14 protein-coding genes are annotated in these 16,373 nt (G+C 40.1%); 8 read left to right on the top strand and 6 right to left on the bottom strand.

Features of this window, described 5'->3' with window-relative positions:
* Nucleotide 1: 1 nt before the first annotated feature.
* The gene (tsf, locus tag ABXZ32_RS10105) at nt 2-826 is read left to right on the top strand and encodes a translation elongation factor Ts (RefSeq protein ID WP_354618557.1); all 825 of its coding nucleotides are present in this window, start codon (nt 2-4) and stop codon (nt 824-826) included.
* Nucleotides 827-1,111: 285 nt separating this feature from the next.
* On the opposite strand, the gene ABXZ32_RS10110 is transcribed toward tsf, so the two are convergent.
* Nucleotides 1,112-2,974: a M61 family metallopeptidase gene (locus ABXZ32_RS10110; RefSeq protein WP_354618558.1), complete on the bottom strand. Its 1,863-nt coding sequence runs from the start codon at nt 2,972-2,974 to the stop codon at nt 1,112-1,114.
* A 183-nt stretch (nt 2,975-3,157) separates the two neighbouring features.
* Here ABXZ32_RS10110 and pyrH point away from each other — a divergent pair, with 183 nt between their 5' ends.
* The 7 genes from pyrH (at nt 3,158) to ABXZ32_RS10145 (ending at nt 13,136) form a co-directional block, all read left to right on the top strand.
* A complete protein-coding gene (gene pyrH, locus ABXZ32_RS10115; RefSeq protein ID WP_062058021.1) occupies nt 3,158-3,865 on the top strand; it encodes a UMP kinase in 708 nt (235 codons plus the stop codon).
* A 44-nt stretch (nt 3,866-3,909) separates the two neighbouring features.
* Nucleotides 3,910-4,464 carry a ribosome recycling factor gene (frr, locus tag ABXZ32_RS10120; RefSeq protein WP_062058019.1) on the top strand — a complete coding sequence of 185 codons (555 nt, stop codon included), beginning with the start codon at nt 3,910-3,912 and terminating at the stop codon, nt 4,462-4,464.
* 81 nt (nt 4,465-4,545) lie between these two features.
* Entirely contained in the window at nt 4,546-7,056 is a 2,511-nt protein-coding gene (locus ABXZ32_RS10125) for a DUF5686 and carboxypeptidase-like regulatory domain-containing protein (protein WP_354618559.1), read from the top strand.
* Nucleotides 7,057-7,103: 47 nt separating this feature from the next.
* Nucleotides 7,104-9,500, top strand: a complete 2,397-nt coding sequence (locus tag ABXZ32_RS10130; protein ID WP_354618560.1) for an efflux RND transporter permease subunit — start codon at nt 7,104-7,106, stop codon at nt 9,498-9,500.
* A gap of 98 nt (nt 9,501-9,598) precedes the next feature.
* Complete coding sequence (gene asnS / locus ABXZ32_RS10135; RefSeq protein ID WP_354618561.1) at nt 9,599-11,032, top strand: asparagine--tRNA ligase; 1,434 nt, start codon at nt 9,599-9,601, stop codon at nt 11,030-11,032.
* Nucleotides 11,033-11,073: 41 nt separating this feature from the next.
* The gene (gene rpoN / locus ABXZ32_RS10140) at nt 11,074-12,531 is read left to right on the top strand and encodes an RNA polymerase factor sigma-54 (protein ID WP_354618562.1); all 1,458 of its coding nucleotides are present in this window, start codon (nt 11,074-11,076) and stop codon (nt 12,529-12,531) included.
* A complete protein-coding gene (locus ABXZ32_RS10145; RefSeq protein ID WP_354618563.1) occupies nt 12,531-13,136 on the top strand; it encodes a hypothetical protein in 606 nt (201 codons plus the stop codon). Before rpoN ends, ABXZ32_RS10145 begins: the two co-directional genes overlap by 1 nt.
* Here ABXZ32_RS10145 and ABXZ32_RS10150 read toward each other — a convergent pair.
* The 5 genes from ABXZ32_RS10150 to ABXZ32_RS10170 all read right to left on the bottom strand — a co-directional run bounded on the left by ABXZ32_RS10150 (nt 13,131) and on the right by ABXZ32_RS10170 (nt 16,315).
* Entirely contained in the window at nt 13,131-13,823 is a 693-nt protein-coding gene (locus tag ABXZ32_RS10150; protein WP_354618564.1) for a porin family protein, read from the bottom strand. The genes ABXZ32_RS10145 and ABXZ32_RS10150 overlap by 6 nt on opposite strands.
* Before the next feature lie 90 nt (nt 13,824-13,913).
* Nucleotides 13,914-14,396 (bottom strand): ExbD/TolR family protein, encoded by a 483-nt coding sequence (locus ABXZ32_RS10155; protein WP_354618565.1) that lies wholly within the window; start codon nt 14,394-14,396, stop codon nt 13,914-13,916.
* 21 nt (nt 14,397-14,417) lie between these two features.
* Nucleotides 14,418-15,044, bottom strand: a complete 627-nt coding sequence (locus tag ABXZ32_RS10160; protein ID WP_354618566.1) for an ExbD/TolR family protein — start codon at nt 15,042-15,044, stop codon at nt 14,418-14,420.
* 12 nt (nt 15,045-15,056) lie between these two features.
* Nucleotides 15,057-15,500: a hypothetical protein gene (locus tag ABXZ32_RS10165; protein ID WP_354618567.1), complete on the bottom strand. Its 444-nt coding sequence runs from the start codon at nt 15,498-15,500 to the stop codon at nt 15,057-15,059.
* Nucleotides 15,501-15,526: 26 nt separating this feature from the next.
* Entirely contained in the window at nt 15,527-16,315 is a 789-nt protein-coding gene (locus ABXZ32_RS10170; RefSeq protein ID WP_062057988.1) for a MotA/TolQ/ExbB proton channel family protein, read from the bottom strand.
* Nucleotides 16,316-16,373 lie beyond the last annotated feature (58 nt).

Consider the following 16,373-nt stretch of genomic DNA (forward strand, 5'->3'; position numbering starts at 1 on the left):
AATGGTAAAGATTACCGCTGCAGAAGTAAATAAATTAAGACAGACCACAGGTGCTGGAATGATGGATTGCAAAAAAGCCTTGGTGGAAGCTGAAGGTAATTTCGAAACTGCAATTGAAATTCTACGTAAAAAAGGTCAAAAAGTAGCTGCCAATAGAGCTGATAGAGAATCTTCAGAAGGTGCAGCTATTGCAAAAGTTAGTGCTGACAATACCTCTGGTGTTGTTATCTCTTTGAACTGTGAGACCGACTTCGTAGCTAAAAACGAATCTTTCGTTACTTTGGCCAACGAACTTGCTGATCTTGCTTTGAATTTTGACAAAAAAGAAGATTTTCTTGCTGCAGATTTCAAAGGTATCACTGTACAGGACAAACTTATTGAGCAAACTGGAGTTATCGGAGAAAAACTTGAAATCGGTGGTTTCGAGAGATTGAGTGCTCCTTTTGTTGGATCTTACATCCACGCAGGAAACAAAATAGCTACATTGGTTGGACTTTCTGCTTCTGTTGATGGTGCAGATGTTGCTGCTAAAGATGTTGCTATGCAAGCTGCTGCAATGAATCCTGTTGCTTTGAACGAAGCTGGTGTAGACCAATCTATCATAGACAAAGAAATAGAGATCGCTAAAGACCAATTGCGTCAAGAAGGCAAGCCAGAAGCTATGTTGGACAATATCGCTAAAGGTAAATTGAACCGTTTCTTTAAAGATAACACCTTGGTAAACCAAGATTTCATTAAAGACAGCAAACAAAGCGTTGCACAATATGTAAAATCTGTAGATTCAAACCTTGAAATTACAGGATTTAAAAGAGTTGCCCTAGGGTAAGCTCTTCCTTATATAAATTAAAAAACCGCTTCCATAAGAAGCGGTTTTTTTGTACCCAAGAATTAAAACTTGCATAGTATTCCATTTGCCCTCAACCGTTTTTTTGAAACACTATTACATACGATATCCATTTTGATACCAAAGACTTTTCCGGCACACCTACCAATTAATTGTTCTGGTTGTTATATCAACAAACCAGAGCATCTATCCCTCCACAAGTATTCAAAATAAAGGGGTGCTACTCTTACGAATAGCACCCCTTTATTATAGTTTTTTATATCGCTCTTAGCCTTTCATCCAAACGTTCCTTAAAGCCACTTGTTCTGAAGTTGCGTTTTCAATAGGGACAATAGTTTCTAGCTCTACCATAGGAGTTCCCACTGTACCCGATAAGGTAATTTCTTCACCATCGCGCGCCACAACCATTTGTATCTCCTTATCAGCAGTCCAACCAAAACTCGCTCCAATAATGGGTCTTATGGTCTCCAAAGATATGTTCACTCCATCTATATTCTTTATTACGTCACCCCCCTTGGCTCCCAAATCAATAAAAAAGCTGTTCAAAGTGATCCCTTCCCTTATAAAAATAGCATTGTCGTTGTTTTCATCAACGTCGATATATGGAATATCCCCATTCAAAAAATAACCACTCTCCTGGGTTACGTCTGTGATCGTTAAACCTACTTTAGATAAATAGGCAGGGTAATCAATAGGGGAATTTCCAATCACATGGGTTTCAAAAAATTCTCCCACTTCCGGATAGGTCATTGCGGTAATTTCACCAATTAGCTCACTGTCCTCAAAAGGAACTTGATCTCCGTATTTCTTTGAAAGCTCCTTTAACAGCCATAAGACCCCTTTTTCACCTTTACTCAGATCCCGTAAGGTAATGTCCAAAGCCATATTGATCAAGGTTCCCTTTTCATATACATTGGCATAATTCTCCTTATATGGAGCCACTAAGATGTTTTTGCTCATTTCCGTAAAGGACATGTTATCATCATAACTTTTGGCATTATTGATCTTGTCCATAATTCTCTTGTAGAATTCTGTCTCATCAATGAGTCCCTGTTGAATTTGGAATAGATTGGCAAAATATTCGGTAGTACCCTCGTACATCCACAGATGCTCGGACATTTTTGGATCGTTAAAATCAAAAAATTGAATTTCCTTGGAATGTACACTCAAGGGCGTAACGATATGGAAAAATTCATGGGATACAACATCAACCATGGCCTGTTCCAAACGATCCAAGGGCATTTGCTCAGGCAATACCACCACGGTGGACGTATGATGTTCCAAGGCCCCAAAACCTGACGCATCTTCCTCCCCTAACGTGGAGAGGTATAAAATAATATTGTATTGTTTGGTACTATTGACTTCTCCCAAAAATGATTTTTGAGCGCCCATCATGGTTTGCATTCTTTCCTTAAGATCTGAAGCCGTGTACATCTGGTTAGGGGAATAAAGCACCAAGTTAACGGTGATCCCACTTATTTCAAATGATTCAGCGGTAGCTTTTGCGTACATGATAGGATTGTCTATCACCTCAAAATACCTACCGGCCACAAAAGTATCCATCCCATTGGTCCCACTCTTTTTGGTCAAGGAAGTGGTTGATGAAAGATTAGAAGGAGCGCTTATGGCAATCTCATAAGGTACCTCTTTTAATCCGTCAAAATACCCTACAAAACCATGCAGATTTAGCATGAAGTTCTCCCCTTTTAGAATATTGGTACCTGCTGGCGAAAAAACTGCTTCCTGCACCTCCCCTTCCGTATCATAGGTATCATTTACCTCATAGGTTACCTTATCCAGGACTTTCCCATTGCTTATATTCCAGGTATTATCATCCGATTTTGAAAAAGACAATTCTTTCCCTTTATAATCATAAGCCTTAAAATTTTGGATATATTTTCCATAATTATCCTCACTGTATGTCCCGGGAACAGTTTTTGGGATAAAAAACGTAACATTATCCGTGGTAAAGGCGCCTGGATCTACACTCACCTTGACCCGATCATCCACAACATTCACTAAATCTATAGAAGTCATAATAGGCCTATTGGAGGCAGGTACCAAGTTCTTGGACGCACCGCAACCCATTAGAGATAATCCGGCAAGGATAATCAATACAGTTTTTTTCATTTTAAAATTTTAAGAAGTTTGTCTCGGGCCGCAAAGTACAATCCCGATAATTCCTACAAGATTATAAAATAATATACAGACAATCATCTCTCTTTACAAATAATTAAGACTACATTAAAGACATACGAAGGCTTCCGTAAATTATTTTGATTATTTTTGCTTCGATTAAATCAATAAAACACCATGCAGTATAAAAGAATACTTCTAAAACTTAGCGGAGAAGCATTAATGGGGGAAAGACAATATGGAATTGACCCCAAACGCCTTTCCGAGTATGCCGAGGAAATAAAAATTATTGTCGATAAAGGAGTAGAAGTTGCCATAGTTATAGGTGGTGGAAATATTTTTAGAGGTTTATCTGGAGAGAACAATGGGATAGACAGGGTTCAAGGAGATCATATGGGGATGTTGGCAACGGTCATCAATGGCCTTGCACTACAAAGTGCCCTAGAGGTAAAAGGTATCCCTACCCGCTTACAATCAGCCATAAAAATCAACGAAGTTGCCGAACCATTTATCAGAAGGAGAGCAATCAGACATTTGGAAAAGGGAAGGGTTGTGATCTTTGGAGGAGGAACCGGTAATCCATATTTCACCACAGATTCTGCCGCTGTCCTAAGAGCTATTGAAATTGAAGCCGATGTAATCCTTAAGGGAACAAGAGTAGACGGAATTTATAGCTCAGATCCAGAAAAAGACAAAAATGCCACCAAGTTCAACACCATTTCCTTTACGGATGTGCTGAACAAAGGGTTGAAGGTTATGGACACCACAGCGTTCACTTTGAGCCAAGAAAATGAGCTCCCAATTGTGGTTTTTGACATGAACAAAAAAGGAAATCTACTTAAAATTGTTTCCGGAGAGAATGTTGGTACCATGGTAAACATTTAATTTTTGTTACTTTTAGATAGATTAGTTTTTAAATTTTAGCATATATGAACGAAGAGATAAGTTTTATTATTGATACGGCCAAGGAATCTATGGATGCTGCCATGAAACATTTGGAAAAGGCGTTTGTAAAAATTAGGGCCGGAAAAGCGAGCCCAATTATGCTCTCCAGTGTAATGGTTGAATATTATGGCTCTCAAACTCCATTAGGACAAATTGCCAACGTAAATACTCCGGATGCAAGAACAATATCTGTTCAGCCATGGGAGAAAAACATGCTTCATGAAATTGAAAAAGCGATCATGAACGCCAACTTGGGATTCAACCCCATGAACAATGGTGACAACATCATCATCAATGTGCCGCCCCTTACCGAAGAGCGCAGAAAAGACTTGGTAAAACAAGCCAAGGCAGAAGCGGAAGATGCCAAAATTGGAATTCGTAATGCGAGACAGGAAGCCAACAAAGAAATAAGAAACGCAGATATCTCCGAAGATTTACAAAAAAATGCTGAGGCAGATATCCAAGAGCTTACCAATACATACATTAAAAAAATTGACTCCGTTTTAGGCATTAAAGAAATTGAAATAATGAAAGTCTAATCGCATGATTAGCTAATTGAACAAAGAGCGCCATATGAGTCGCTCTTTGTTTTTTTAAATATCCTTAACTACAATATACTTGTGAAAAGCGCCTTACTCTATTTCGTATTATTTTTCACAACACTGACTTGGTCCCAGACAATATCTGGCATAGTCAAGGACAGGAAAACCAACAAACCCTTGCCCTTCGCCTCTATTGAACCCAACAACGGTTCTGGCACCATCACAGATTTTGACGGCCAATTTGTCTTGGAAAACGCCAATGACATTACCCTGATCCAAGTGGGCTATATTGGTTATGCCCCACTGGAAATTACCATTACTCCCAATAAATCTTTTTACACCATCCTAATGGACCAATCCATGGTAGTCCTGGATGAAGTGGTCCTAAATTCCTATGTAAAATCTACCGAGGAGATCATTAAAAAAGCCATCGCCTATAAAAAAACGAACAAACCAGAAAAAATTCTGGACAGTTATTCCTTTAAGGCCTACCATAAGCTTTTGGTCACTGCTCCGGTAGATTCCATTAATCCGGCCATTGATTCCATCTACGTACGGGACAATGGCGAATTGCGCTTAAAAGAATTGGATTCCACCAATTTTAATTTAAAAAAACAACTTACCAGATCGCACCTGTATATAGGGGAAGAGGCCTCCTCCTATAAATACACCAAGGACAATGGCAGGCAAAAGACCATTAATGCAATCCGCATGGCGGGTTTTAAGGAGCCTATCTATGAAGTTTTGGGACTTCAATTCCAATCCTTTTCCTTTTATGACTCCGATTACATCCTTCTGGAAAATGAATATATCAATCCACTTTCTGCACTAGGCCTAAAAAAATATAACTATAAAATATTGGAGGTGACCAAAGACGGGGCGTCATCTGCATTTATGATTTACTATTCCCCAAAAGATCAAAGTCAAACCCAAGGCTTAGAAGGTGTGCTTTACATCAATACAAGCACCTATGCCCTTCAAAAAGCCATTGCCCAGACTAAGGAAGTTTTTGATGTAAAGGCTACCCAGACCTTTAAGTATCATCCCGAAGAAAATATCTGGTTCCCTCACAGTAAAGAAATAAAAATAAAAAAAGGTGACACGCCTAAAAGCCTATCCTTTTTAGGAAATAGATTTGAAATTAGAAAAGGTCAACAAGACTCTACCTTGGTACATTCCAATCCCCAGAATGCCGAAGATCTCGTATATCTTATCTCTGAAGAGCATAATTTTGATGTTGCCCTCAACCCGCCCATAAAAATTAAAAGAAAAGGCCTGGCCATTAAGATTGAAGACGACGCCTACCAAAGGGACGAGGTCTTTTGGAACACGTTTAGAACAGATACCATCACCCCCCTTGGGAAAGAAACCTATGTTTATATGGACAGTTTGGTGGATCAAAAAAATGTGGAACCCAGATTGAACCGCACAAGAAAGCTATTGCAGGGATATTACCCTACCAAGTACTTTGATTTTGATTTGAGGTATATCCTTAAATACAATAACTACGAAGCCTTTAGGCTAGGTCTTGGCGCTATCACCAACAATAATTTTTCCAACAAACTTTTCCTCAACGGATATGCCGTCTACGGCACCTTGGACCAAAAGTTCAAATATAGCTATGGGGCAACGACCAGGCTGAGCAAGGAATACAATACCTGGCTGGGCATCAATTACACCGATGACCTAGTGGAATCTGGGAGCTCAAAATATATTACGGACAAGCGAACTTTCTATTTGTTTGAGCCGCGGTTGTTCAATATTTCTTCTTTTTATGCCACCAAGAACACTTCGGTGTACCTGGACCATGATTTCACCCCCAAATTGAACAGTAGGCTACAATTCTCCAAAAGCTTCAATGACCCCACTTACAATTACACCTATGTGTTGGATGGGCAGAATTATAATACGTATGATTTAACCGAGGCCACCTTAAGTTTTCAGTGGAACCCGTTTTCTGAATACATGCAGGCCCAAGAGGAAAAGAGGACCCTAAAGGATGGCTTTCCCCAGTTCACCCTGCAAGTTTCACAAAGTCTCCCCAACGTTATGGATGGCGATTTTAATTTTACAAAATTCAACTTCAAGGCCTTTTATGTCAAAAGATCCCTCAACAAAACCAGGACGGAAATTTTGCTCAATAGTGGCTTTGCCTTCGGGGATATCCCGCTTACCCACCTGTACCACATCTCTCCAAACCAACCTGACGGAAGTGTTATCATGGACCGATTTTCGGTCACTGGTAGGGAAAGTTTCGAAACTATGTTCTTTGATGAATTCTTCTCGGACCGCTTTATCATGGGGCAAATAAGGCACACCTTGAGACCCTTCAAAATCAGTGGTCGCATTAGACCTCAATTAGCCCTGATCACTAGAAGTGTTATTGGCGATATTTCAAATATTGAAAATCATGTAGGCCTAAATTTTGGGTCGCTTAATAAAGGATATTTTGAAAGCGGCGTTGAATTGAACAGGATTTTGGCAGGATTTGGGCTAAGCTTCTTTTACAGACATGGAGCCTATCATCTCCCAACTTTCGATGATAATATCTCCTTTAAATTCACCTATTATTTCGGTTCTGGTTTTTAGGTACGTTAGCAATGATTTTCTACCTTTGACAACTATAAAAAATCTCAATGGTAGCTAAGCTAACACAAGGGTTCTGGGCAAAAACGGCCAGGCTGATCCTCCGCAATAGAATCTTGATCTTAATACTCATTGCTGCAATTACTGTTTTCCTTGCACTTCAGTGGCAGAATATGCGATTTTCCAATTCAGAAGCAAATCTGTTGCCGGACGATCATCCCATCAACTTGGAATATCTTTCTTTTCTGGAACAATTTGGCGAAGAAGGAAATGTGGTGGTCATTGCCGTACGCGATAGTTCCTTGTTCACTCCTGAGAAGTTCAACCGATGGAACAAGCTCAGTAAGCAAATGGATGCCTTTCCTGAAGTAGATTTTGTATTGTCAACGGACAATTTGCAGGAACTGGAAAAGGACAATGAAAAACAAGAGTTTACCTTAAGGCCCTTCATCAAAAAAACGCCTACCACAAAAAAAGAAATCGATAGCCTCACCAACCACCTGTTCAACGACCTGCCTTTCTATGACGATGTCATCTTCAATAAAGAGAGCAAAACGGTAAGGACGTTGATCTATTTGGACAAGGATATAGTGAACACATCGGTGCGAAAAGACTTTATTCTTCAAGATTTCAACAAACTGATTGCCAATTTTGAAAAGGAAACTGGCATGGATGTCCGTATTTCAGGGATGCCCTATGTACGGACCATGAATTCCCAGAATATCATAGACGAGATCGGGAAATTTATCCTGGCCGCCTTAGGAGTTACCTCCTTGATCTTCTTCTTTTTCTTTAGAAGCTTCAGGGCCACCTTTATTTCCATGTTCGTGGTGATCATAGGTGTAATGTGGGCATTTGGAATCCTCGGCCTGTTGCGATATGAAATAACGGTATTAACAGCCTTGATACCGCCCCTTATCATTGTGATCGGGATCCCCAATTGTATTTTCCTGATCAACAAGTACCAACAGGAAGTTAAGAAACACGGGAACCAAGCCCTTTCCTTACAACGTGTTATTTCCAAGATTGGGAATGCCACCCTCATGACAAATATCACCACGGCATCTGGTTTTGCTACCTTCATCATTACGGATAGCAAACTCTTAAAGGAATTTGGTATTGTGGCATCTATGAATATCATTGGGATATTTATCCTGTCACTTTTGATCATTCCTATCGTTTACAGTTTTATGTCCCTTCCCAAGACAAAGCATTTAAAGCATTTGAACACTAAATGGATAGAGACATTCGTCACCTGGATGGAACGAATAGTCAGGGAAAGAAGAATTTCCGTTTATGTTGTCTCTATTGCCCTTCTCGTGGTCAGCATCATTGGGATGTACCAAATAAAAATTTCAGGGAGCCCCATTGAGGACATGCCAAAGAATGCAGAGTTCTTTAAGGATATCCGATTCTTTGAGGAGGAATTTGATGGCATTATGCCGGTAGAAATTGTCGTGGACACCGAGCGCAAAAAAGGGGTTCTAAAATCTGCCAACTTACGGAAAATGGACCAAATTGGAGAGGTCATCCAAGAAATTCCGGAATTATCCAAGCCCATTTCCGTGGTCAATATGGTCAAATATTCCAAACAGGCCTTTTACAATGGCCTTCCAAAATACTATCAGTTGCCCACCACCCAAGAAAGCACATTTATCATGGATGTGGCAAGGAAGTCATCAAATGATGGCAACCTGTTGAAGAGCTTTGTGGACAGCACAGGCCAAACTGCACGGATCACCACCTATATGAGGGACGTGAAAACGGAGCGTATGGAAGAAATCCAAGGCAAGCTCCAGGAGAACATAGACAAAATTTTTCCTGAGGACAGATACAATGTTTATCTCACTGGAAAGGCCCTGTTATTTCTAAAGGGAACCAAATACCTGGTAAAGAACCTCGTTATGTCCCTGGCCCTGGCCATTGGTCTGATCGGACTTTTTATGGCCTATTTGTTCCGTTCCTTCAGAATGATAGTAATTTCTTTGATCCCCAACCTTTTGCCACTGGTCATAACGGCAGGGGTCATGGGCTTTGCCGGCGTACCCATAAAACCATCTACTATTTTGGTATTTAGTATAGCGTTTGGGATTTCGGTGGATGATACCATACATTTCCTTGCCAAATACCGGCAAGAACTGATCGCAAACCAATGGAGGATCAAAAAATCCGTTTATGCCGCATTGAGGGAGACCGGAGTAAGTATGTTCTATACCTCTATCGTTCTGTTCTTCGGCTTTTCGGTATTTATGATCTCCAGCTTTGGGGGCACAGTAGCATTAGGGGCCTTGGTGTCGGCAACATTATTGTTCGCCATGTTGGCCAATCTTATTTTACTGCCGAGTTTATTGCTTTCCTTGGAGCGAAGCATAGCCAATAAAACAGTTCTTAAAGAACCACAGATTGATATTCTTCCAAAAGAGGAACTCAATAGCACAGAAAAATAAAATATTTATACCGTCAAAAGCAGCATTATGAAGTTGTCAATGCGGTCACTATTTACCAAAAAACTATCTTTACAATATTAAATTAGAAGTATTTTCAAATGAAATCACAAAGTATCCAAGAGCTCTTGAGCGGCAAAAATGTATTACAGGAAGTCACCGTTTTTGGGTGGGTAAAAACTTTTAGAAGTAACAGGTTCATTGCATTAAACGATGGCTCAACACTCAACAACATTCAATGTGTTGTCAATTTTGAAGATTTTGAAGATGAACTTCTAAAACAAATATCCACTGGTGCCGCCCTAAAAGTCACCGGAACACTAGTGGAAAGTCAGGGTAAAGGCCAGTCTGTAGAGATTCAGGTCAAAAATGTTGAAGTTTTAGGATCGGCAGACCCAGAGACTTATCCGATACAACCCAAAAAACATTCCTTGGAATTCCTAAGGGAAAAGGCCCATCTTAGGATTAGGACCAATACGTTTAGTGCCGTAATGCGCGTACGTTCTGCCCTATCCTTTGCCATTCACCAATATTTTAGGGAGAACGGGTTTTATTATGTACACACTCCTATTGTAACGGGATCCGATGCAGAAGGTGCAGGTGAAATGTTCCGAGTAAGTACCTTGGATGCCAAAAATCCTCCTTTGACAGAAACAGGGGAAGTGGATTATAAAGAAGATTTCTTTGGCAAGGAAACTAATCTTACCGTATCCGGACAATTGGAGGCCGAAGCCTATGCTATGGCATTGGGCAAGGTCTATACCTTTGGTCCAACCTTCAGGGCAGAAAATTCGAACACCTCACGACATTTGGCAGAATTTTGGATGGTGGAACCTGAAGTGGCCTTTAATGATCTGGACGCCAACATGGACCTATCGGAAGATTTCATTAAAAATGTGATCAAATATGTGCTGGAGCATTGCCAAGAGGACCTGCAGTTTTTGGAACAACGCTTGTTGGATGAGGAAAAATCCAAACCACAAGCCGAACGCAGTGAAATGGCTCTAATTGAAAAATTAAAGTTTGTCGCGGAGAACAACTTCAAAAGAGTTACCTATACAGAGGCCATAGATATCCTTAAGAATTGCAAGCCGAACAAAAAGAAAAAATTCAAATATATCATCGATGAATGGGGTGCAGATCTGCAAAGTGAGCACGAACGTTATTTGGTGGAAAAACATTTTCAGTGTCCAGTAATCCTTTTTGATTACCCAGCTAAAATTAAGGCCTTCTATATGCGTTTGAACGAAGATGGGAAGACGGTTAGGGCCATGGATATACTTTTCCCTGGGATTGGTGAAATCGTAGGTGGCTCCCAAAGAGAGGAACGCTTGGATGTCCTAAAACAAAAAATCAGTGAGTTGGGCATAGATGAAAAAGAACTATGGTGGTATTTAGACCTAAGAAAGTTTGGAACGGCAGTTCACAGTGGTTTTGGACTTGGTTTTGAGCGTTTGGTGCTATTTACAACCGGGATGGGTAATATTAGGGATGTAATTCCGTTTCCTAGAACACCACAGAATGCGGAATTCTAATTGGAATTCTGTAACTTTATAAGAAAGCCTGCAACCCAAATATGCTAAAGCAACACTTACAGTTTAAGTTATCACAAAAATTATCTCCACAGCAAATTCAGCTGATGAAGTTAATTCAACTCCCTACGCTTGCCTTTGAACAACGTTTGAAACAGGAGCTGGAGGAAAATCCGGCCTTGGAAACGGGAAAGGAGGAAATTGAAAATCAGGAGGATGAATATGATGACATCTATGAGGATGAGTCCGACAGTGAAAACATAGCTGCTGAGGATATTAATATTGATGAGTATTTGAGTGATGACGAAGTGCCCGATTATCGGACGCAGGCAAACAACTACAGCTCAGATGATGAGGAACGCACCATTCCCTATGCTGCTGGCATTTCCTTTACCCAGTACCTCATAAATCAGCTGAACACGGTTTACCTAAGTGATGACGAGTGGGCCATTGCAGAATTCCTGGTAGGAAGTGTAGATGAAAGCGGGTATATCCGCAGGAGCATTTCAGATATTACGGACGACCTTGCCTTTACACAAAACATATATACCGACGAAAAAACGGTAGAAAAAATATTGAGGATCGTGCAAGAATTGGATCCTCCAGGAGTTGGAGCCACCAGTTTGGAGGAGTGCCTTATCATTCAATTAAAAAGAAAAGATCCTACTCCCAATACAGAACTGGCCATTGCCATTTTGGAAAAATCTTTTGAGCAGTTCACCAAAAAGCACTACGCCAAACTTATACAAAAGCACAATGTCTCTGAAGAGACCTTAAAGGAAGCCATTACAGAAATTGAACGCTTAAATCCAAAACCGGGCGGTTCCTATTCTGGAAATACCAGAATGATAGAACATATTGTTCCCGATTTTTCCATAAGAATAGTAGATGGCGAACTGGAACTTACCCTAAATGGCAGGAACGCCCCCGAACTACACGTGTCCAGGGAATACAATAATATGCTCGAAGGCTACAAGAACGCCAAGGACAAATCCAAGTCACAAAAGGATACTGTCATGTTCATCAAACAGAAGTTGGATGCCGCCAAATGGTTTATAGATGCTATTAAACAAAGGCAGCAAACACTTTATGTGACGATGAATTCCATCATGAACTATCAAAAGGAATTTTTCCTTACAGGAGACGAACGCAAGTTGCGCCCAATGATCCTTAAAGATATTGCCGATGAGATAGGAATGGATGTCTCAACAGTCTCCAGGGTTGCCAATAGCAAGTATGTGGACACCCCATATGGAACTAGGTTGATCAAGGATTATTTTTCAGAATCCATGAAAAATGAACAAGGGGAAGATGTCTCTACCAAGGAAATCAAAAAAATCTTGGAAACCGTTATTGGGGAGGAAACAAAGAGGAAACCTTTGACCGATGACAAATTAGCGGCCATTCTAAAGGATAAGGGGTACCCTATCGCCAGGAGGACCGTAGCCAAATACAGGGAACAATTGGGCATCCCGGTAGCAAGGATGAGAAAGGAAATATAATGAGGGCCTTTTATCAGCTAATCTCGTATTTGTTCCATCCTTTATTTATTCCTATTGGAGGCACATTGATGTACTTCATTATCACCCCCAAATACACCCCCTTGGAAATGCAGAGTGGGAATATCCTTCCCATTTTTATTCTTACGGTAATCATCCCCATCATTTGCTATTTCATTTTGAGGAATCTAGGAATGGTCACCTCCGTTTTTATGCCCACCATCCAGGAACGCAAATACACGCTCTATATAAGCATATCCTTGCTTTTGATGATAGTATACAAGGTAATCCCCAATAATTACTCCAGTGAGCTCTTTTACTTCTTTTTTGGGCTTATAACGGCAGCCTTGTCCTGCCTTTTGCTATTGTTCTTCAAATTTAAGAGCAGTGTGCACCTAATGGGAATGGGCAGCTTATTGATGTACCTCATAAGCCTTAGCATTCATTTTGAGATAAACGTGGTGATAGCCATAAGCGCCTTGACTTTGGCGACGGGACTAGTGGCCACCTCAAGACTGTACTTAAGGGCGCATAGCCGGTCAGAATTATTTGTCGGATTTTTAATCGGGACTATTACCCAATTAATGACCTTGAAATTCTGGTTATAAAATATAAAAAATGATTCCTATCCGAAGAGGTTTCACCTCTATAGGCTCCATGGTATCCAGAACAACACCATCTTCCAATAGTCTACTGAGGGCATAATAAATATGTATGTTCCATGTGTTATAGCCAACATTGAACATTAGGCCATATTGCAGCTTTTTGATGTCGGGATTGGAAAATCCGGTCTTCCCCGTATCGTCAACAAACTTAGACCTGCCTTCAAATATATATCCCAGTTTCCCCCCGGCGTAAACACGCCAAAATTTATAATCTGTTGCATTGGAGTTTCTCCATCTTATTTCAAGTGGAAATTCGATAACGTGGGTCTCTAACTTGCTCCGTTTAAAATCATCACTGGAAGTAAGGCCAGAATATGATATTTCTCCATTGACCTCTGCTGCAAAAAGATTGGTATAATATGAATTGAGGGCATAGCCCACTCCAATTCCAAGACCAAAGTTTCGGTCGTCATTCAAGGGAATATCTTTGATAATCCCTCCCATGATCCCATAGGAAAGATTCCTTTGTGTTATGTCCGTTGGCTTATTGAGCAACAAATTGTACGTAACACCCAGATAAAACTGATCCTCCAGGTAATTTTCGTCCACCGGAGCGCTCGCAGGAGGCTCTTGGGACCAACCCTGGACCGCGATAGTACCCATCAGAAATAACATTACATACTTCATCATATGAACCTTGTAAAAGTAAGATAAGATATAAAAAAAACGCTCCAAATTTACTTTGGAGCGCTTTGATCTATAAACTAATAATTTTTAAGCTTACTGTAAATTTCTGAAAGCATCACCCTCAAATGTGGTGTAGTTCACTTTCAGGGCATTCACTTTTCTTAATTCTAATTTGATATCGGATATGATACCCATATTGGCATTTTTGTCCACTTTAAGTGCAGTGGTAAGTACATTTTGCAATTCTTGAGGCTTTTTGGCCCTTTCAGCTAAAATATAATCCCCAACTTCCGAAGCACTGGCAAATTTATCGTTCAATTGAATCTTTGATTCTTTCCCATAAACTTTTTCGTACTCACGGGTTGGTTTCCCAACATAGATATAGATTACCCTATCCTTCTTCTCCAATTTCTTGATCTCAGAAGCATTTGGCAATGTATTCTCCACTTTCAATGTACTATCTTTCATAACGGTCACCGTCATAAAGAAGAACAACAACATGAAAACAATATCCGGAAGTGAAGCTGTGTTCACTGCTGGTAAAGCAGCATCCTTTTTCTTATTGAATTTTGACATTTTATATTGTTTTAGTTCTCTTTAGTTAGACGTCGCAGTTTCCGCCTCAGATAATTTCTGTGGAAACAGATCCTGGATTTTTGCTACCCTCTCCTTTAACTCATCACGCACAGCGGATGGTGTCTCTGGGTTTAGATACAAGGCTTCCATTTCTGTGAAATCCCTCTTATACAATCTCTGCGCTTCTCTATTACGCAAGTCATTATATGCTCCTACCAATTCGTTCTGTACAGTAATGTACGTTCCGTACTTGGTTTCCCTATCATTCTTTAAAGAAATAATAGCCTTAGTAGGATTATCAGAAGAAGCGGCATCTCTTTTCCCTTTACAGTAGCTACAGTATTCAGGTGTACCAGAAGCAGCGCCTCCGTTATCCAAGAAAGCTACGGCTTTCTTTCTAAGGTCCTTAATATTGGTCAATTCATTCTCAACCAATAACTGGCCATTTCTGTTGATGTTAACCGTAAAGATATTCCTTTCCTTAATAATCGGCGGTTCTTCTGTAGGCGGCTCTATCGGTGGCAACATACGATCCAAACCTGCATCTGTTTCAATAGTGGTAGTCACTAGGAAAAAGATAAGTAACAAGAACGCAATGTCTGCCATAGAACCGGCATTAACCTCTGGTGGTGCTCCTCTTCTTGGCATAACTATATAATTTTATTTACTAAACATTTTTTTGATTCCAGGAACGATCATCAAGAGAACAGCTACAGCGGTCAGGATGAAAAACACATTCAATCCCATACCTATTGTTCTAACTGTACCTTCCGTTGTTGGAATACCTTTGTTGGCCATTTCGGTAAGATCTACATCGGTACCTGTTGCCAATCCGTAAGAAACAGCAACTACCAATAATAAACCACCTAGGGCGAACAACGCTTTCTTCATATTATCAGGAGTAGTCAACAAGTTTTTAAGTGCAAAAACAACACTAAAAACAATTGCTATCCCCAATAGGATGTAAGTAATTATGAACATCAAGTTCATAGGCGTACTATTTACCGCCTCTGAAGCCGGCATATCTGCACTAGGCAACTGGAACCATAACAAGGCACCAATTAAGCTTAGGGCAACCAATATATATTTTAATATTTTGTGCATAACGCTTTCTGTATTAGGGGTGCGACTTATTTTTTGTGATCTACCAACATATCAATCAAAGCGATTGATGAATCTTCCATATCATTAACAATACCATCGATCTTAGCGATGATGTAGTTATAGAAGATTTGAAGGATGATCGCAGTGATCAAACCAAATACCGTTGTCAATAACGCCACCTGAATATCACCAGCAATAAGGGAAGCACTTAAGTTACCTACTGCAGCAATCTTTTGGAAGGCCTGAATCATACCAATTACAGTTCCCATGAAACCAAGCATCGGTGCAACAGCGATAAATAAAGACAACCAAGAAACGTTTTTCTCTAATTGGCCCATTTGAACACCACCGTAAGCAACTACAGCTTTTTCAGCAGACTCTACACCCTCTCCAGCTCTGTCCAATCCTTGGTAGAATATAGAAGCAACCGGTCCTTTGGTATTTCTACAAACTTCCTTAGCAGCTTCAACACCACCGGAAGCTAAAGCATCTTCTACGCTTTGCTTAAGTTTTGTTGTGTTGGTGCTAGCAAGATTTAAGAAAATAATTCTTTCAATAGCTACTGCCAAACCTAAAATCAAACATAAAAGAACGATACCCATAAATCCGGCACCACCTTGAATAAACTGTTCTTTCAATACTTGAGTAAAGCCTTTTTCTACTTCTGCAGGAGCTTCATCTTGTAACATTACTGCTGTTGTAGCAATTGACGATAGGTTTGAAACCAACGCTGTTGCTCCAGCTTTTGCATTTACGGTATTTGTGCTTAGTACAAACAACCCGGCCATGGCCAGGATAGAGAATAATCTTTTCATTTCTTTGAAACTTAAAATTAGTTAGTTAATAGGGTTAAAGATAAAAAAAATTTGTGAT

The organism is Sediminicola luteus, assembly GCF_040566555.1.
Taxonomy (GTDB): domain Bacteria; phylum Bacteroidota; class Bacteroidia; order Flavobacteriales; family Flavobacteriaceae; genus Sediminicola.

Excerpts from the sequence above, each read along its gene's own strand:
- tsf (WP_354618557.1), top strand. The coding sequence starts at position 2 with ATGGTAAAGATTACCGCTGCAGAAGTAAATAAATTAAGACAGACCACA.
- ABXZ32_RS10110 (WP_354618558.1), bottom strand. The coding sequence starts at position 2,974 with ATGAAAAAAACTGTATTGATTATCCTTGCCGGATTATCTCTAATGGGT.
- pyrH (WP_062058021.1), top strand. The coding sequence starts at position 3,158 with ATGCAGTATAAAAGAATACTTCTAAAACTTAGCGGAGAAGCATTAATG.
- frr (WP_062058019.1), top strand. The coding sequence starts at position 3,910 with ATGAACGAAGAGATAAGTTTTATTATTGATACGGCCAAGGAATCTATG.
- ABXZ32_RS10130 (WP_354618560.1), top strand. The coding sequence starts at position 7,104 with ATGGTAGCTAAGCTAACACAAGGGTTCTGGGCAAAAACGGCCAGGCTG.
- asnS (WP_354618561.1), top strand. The coding sequence starts at position 9,599 with ATGAAATCACAAAGTATCCAAGAGCTCTTGAGCGGCAAAAATGTATTA.
- rpoN (WP_354618562.1), top strand. The coding sequence starts at position 11,074 with ATGCTAAAGCAACACTTACAGTTTAAGTTATCACAAAAATTATCTCCA.
- ABXZ32_RS10145 (WP_354618563.1), top strand. The coding sequence starts at position 12,531 with ATGAGGGCCTTTTATCAGCTAATCTCGTATTTGTTCCATCCTTTATTT.
- ABXZ32_RS10150 (WP_354618564.1), bottom strand. The coding sequence starts at position 13,823 with ATGATGAAGTATGTAATGTTATTTCTGATGGGTACTATCGCGGTCCAG.
- ABXZ32_RS10155 (WP_354618565.1), bottom strand. The coding sequence starts at position 14,396 with ATGTCAAAATTCAATAAGAAAAAGGATGCTGCTTTACCAGCAGTGAAC.
- ABXZ32_RS10160 (WP_354618566.1), bottom strand. The coding sequence starts at position 15,044 with ATGCCAAGAAGAGGAGCACCACCAGAGGTTAATGCCGGTTCTATGGCA.
- ABXZ32_RS10165 (WP_354618567.1), bottom strand. The coding sequence starts at position 15,500 with ATGCACAAAATATTAAAATATATATTGGTTGCCCTAAGCTTAATTGGT.
- ABXZ32_RS10170 (WP_062057988.1), bottom strand. The coding sequence starts at position 16,315 with ATGAAAAGATTATTCTCTATCCTGGCCATGGCCGGGTTGTTTGTACTA.